Source organism: Pseudoalteromonas shioyasakiensis, from assembly GCF_022398475.1.
In the GTDB taxonomy this organism is placed as follows: Bacteria; Pseudomonadota; Gammaproteobacteria; order Enterobacterales; family Alteromonadaceae; genus Pseudoalteromonas.
In genome coordinates this window covers 1-3,004 of record NZ_JAKEVM010000242.1, presented here as the reverse complement: position 1 = coordinate 3,004, position 3,004 = coordinate 1, and the positions used below count along the sequence as shown (strand labels likewise).

General features: G+C 40.5%; 4 protein-coding genes. All 4 read left to right on the top strand.

From position 1 onward, the window contains the following. Window positions 1–127: 127 nt before the first annotated feature. The 4 genes from trxB to infA all read left to right on the top strand — a co-directional run bounded on the left by trxB (window position 128) and on the right by infA (window position 2,905). Window positions 128–1,078, top strand: a complete 951-nt coding sequence (trxB, locus tag L1D51_RS21055; protein ID WP_054551466.1) for a thioredoxin-disulfide reductase — start codon at window positions 128–130, stop codon at window positions 1,076–1,078. A gap of 104 nt (window positions 1,079–1,182) precedes the next feature. After that, window positions 1,183–1,899, top strand: coding sequence for a leucyl/phenylalanyl-tRNA--protein transferase (gene aat / locus L1D51_RS21050; protein ID WP_239964777.1), 717 nt, complete (start codon window positions 1,183–1,185; stop codon window positions 1,897–1,899). Next, window positions 1,892–2,596, top strand: a complete 705-nt coding sequence (locus L1D51_RS21045) for an arginyltransferase (protein ID WP_054551468.1) — start codon at window positions 1,892–1,894, stop codon at window positions 2,594–2,596. Before aat ends, L1D51_RS21045 begins: the two co-directional genes overlap by 8 nt. Window positions 2,597–2,686: 90 nt before the next feature. After that, the gene (gene infA, locus L1D51_RS21040; protein WP_002962494.1) at window positions 2,687–2,905 is read left to right on the top strand and encodes a translation initiation factor IF-1; all 219 of its coding nucleotides are present in this window, start codon (window positions 2,687–2,689) and stop codon (window positions 2,903–2,905) included. Window positions 2,906–3,004: the final 99 nt, after the last annotated feature.

The window sequence follows — 3,004 nt, the reverse complement described above, 5'->3', positions numbered from 1 at the left end:
AAGTAAGGATTATTTGACAGCTTAACGATTTGACTAAAAAAATAATCAGGGCTTTTGTTTACATCCGCCTTGTTTTTCTTAGAATCGGGCGCATAGACATCGTATTGAAACGTTTTTAGGAAAAACCATGAGTGACGCAAAACACTGTAAACTATTAATCTTAGGTTCTGGCCCAGCTGGTTACACGGCAGCGGTATACGCAGCACGTGCCAACCTTAACCCTGTTCTTATCACTGGTATTCAGCAAGGTGGTCAATTAACGACAACCACTGAAGTTGAAAACTGGCCTGGCGATGCACACGGTTTAACAGGTCCTGCATTAATGGACCGTATGAAAGAGCATGCTGAACGTTTCGAGACTGAAATTGTTTTTGATCACATTAATAAAGTTGATGTTTCAAAGCGCCCTTTCACTTTAACTGGTGACTCAGGCACATATACGTGTGATGCATTAATTATCGCAACAGGCGCGTCGGCTAAATACTTAGGTTTAGAATCAGAGACTAACTTCCAAGGTCGTGGTGTTTCTGCTTGTGCAACCTGTGATGGTTTCTTCTACCGTGGTCAAAAAGTAGCGGTTGTAGGCGGTGGTAACACTGCTGTTGAAGAAGCACTTTACTTATCAAATATCGCTGATGAAGTTCACGTTATACATCGTCGTGACAGCTTCCGTAGTGAAAAAATCTTAGCTGATCGTTTAAAAGAAAAAGCTGAAAACGGTAACGTTGTTTTACATTATAATCGCACTTTGGATGAAGTACTTGGTGACGAAATGGGCGTAACTGGCATCCGTATTAAAGCAACTGATTCTGAAGAAACTGAAAACTTAGATCTTGCCGGTGTATTCATTGCAATTGGCCATAAGCCAAACACTGACATGTTTGAAGGTCAGCTAGAAATGAAAGACGGCTATTTAGTCGTTCAGTCTGGTTTAAACGGTAACGCAACACAAACAAGCGTACCAGGTGTATTTGCTGCAGGTGACGTGTCTGATCACATTTATCGTCAAGCAATCACATCAGCAGGTACGGGTTGTATGGCTGCACTTGATGCAGAACGCTTCTTAGATAACCTATAAAATAGTTGATCTAAAGCACTAAATACTAGGGGCTGTTGTAAACAGCCCCTTTTTTATAGCTAAATTTTTGTTAAAATCAGAGCAAATAACAACGATACGCTGATATGATCAAGCAACTGTACCAACTCTCGCCCGAGACTGTTGATTTTCCAGACCCAAAACTTGCCCTTGATGAACCCGATGGCCTGTTGGCAATTGGCGGGGATTTATCAGTTGAGCGCATTAAAAATGCCTATAACACCGGTATTTTCCCTTGGTTTAGTGACTATGAGCCTATTATGTGGTGGTCACCTAGCATGCGTGGTGTTATTGAGCTTAATGAATTTCATGTTAGTCGCAGTTTAAAAAAGCATTTAAAGCGTTTTCCTGTGCGTGTCACTATTAATCACGCATTTGCCCACGTTATCAATGCTTGTCGTGAGCAACGTATCGATGCAGAAGGTACATGGATCACTGAGCAAATGATGCATGCCTACATTGAAGCGCACCATCAGGGTTTAGCACACAGCCTTGAAATATGGCACCAAGATGAACTCGTAGCTGGTCTCTATGGCATTATGCAAAATGGCATATTTTGTGGTGAATCAATGTTTCATCAAGTCAGTAATGGCTCAAAGCTGGCGATGTGGGCATTAGTTAATTGGCTTAAAAAACACCAAGCCCATTTTATCGATTGCCAACTAGAAAACCCTTATTTAATCACTTTAGGTGCAAAAGTTATCCCACGCAGAGAATTTTTAACTAGACTTAAATTAGCGCACAGTTATGTGCCTAAAAAAGATATGTGGCAACCACAAGAGTTGATTAATATTTATGACTGAGCACTTACCCGCTAGGCTTGGTTTAAGCCAGCAATTTGATTGCAGTTATTTACCCGACCGTCAGGAGCAACTACTTGTTATACTTGACCCAAGTTGTTATTGCCCTGATAAATTTGAACAGTTATTAGCATTGGGTTTTAGGCGCAGTGGCGACCAAATCTATCGTCCACATTGCCCTATTTGTAATGCCTGTAATTCAGTGCGCGTTTTGGCCCAACAATTTACCCCTTCAAAATCGCAAAAGCGCAAATTAAATAAAGCAAATAAGGTTTTCACAGTCAGTTATAGTGAATACGAACGCGCAGAATATTACCCGTTATATTGCAAATACATCACGCAAAGGCATCAAGATGGTTCAATGTTTCCGCCTGATCAAAGTCAGTACGAAAGCTTTTTGTTTTGCCAGTGGCTACCCGTTACGTTCATAGAGTTAAGAGATGGCGATAAATTAGTTGCTGTCGCGGTAACCGATTGCATGACCAATGCCCTATCAGCGATTTATACCTTTTTTGACCCTGATTATGAGCAATACAGTATTGGTAGCATCATGATCATGGAACAAATTAAATTTGCAAAACAACAAGCAAAACAATTTGTCTATTTAGGTTACCAAATCGACGAATGCACTAAAATGAAATATAAAACCCAATTTTTGCCTGCACAAAAGCACATTGGCGACGAGTGGTTGGCGATTTAATTTACAAAATTGAGCCCTGTAGCTTTACTTATTGCTGTATTTTCGGCAAAATCTGCAGCGTTTAACTATTAAAGAGGTGTTACGCTAAACATGGCGAAAGAAGACGTAATCGAAATGCAAGGTACGGTCCTTGATACTTTACCAAATACAATGTTCCGAGTTGAGCTAGAAAATGGTCACGTTGTTGTGGCTCATATCTCTGGTAAAATGCGCAAAAACTACATCCGCATCTTAACTGGCGACAAAGTAACCGTAGAAATGACTCCTTACGATTTATCGAAAGGTCGCATCGTATTCCGTGCTCGCTAAGTTAGTGCGTTAACGAGAGATTTAGCTTTTTGCTGCTTTGAATGAGCAGGTGTGTTTATTACAAAGAGCTAAAAGCGTTTGTTAAATGGTGTTAAAACT

Coding starts and splice junctions, on each gene's coding strand:
- trxB (WP_054551466.1), top strand. CDS start 128: ATGAGTGACGCAAAACACTGTAAACTATTAATCTTAGGTTCTGGCCCA.
- aat (WP_239964777.1), top strand. CDS start 1,183: ATGATCAAGCAACTGTACCAACTCTCGCCCGAGACTGTTGATTTTCCA.
- L1D51_RS21045 (WP_054551468.1), top strand. CDS start 1,892: ATGACTGAGCACTTACCCGCTAGGCTTGGTTTAAGCCAGCAATTTGAT.
- infA (WP_002962494.1), top strand. CDS start 2,687: ATGGCGAAAGAAGACGTAATCGAAATGCAAGGTACGGTCCTTGATACT.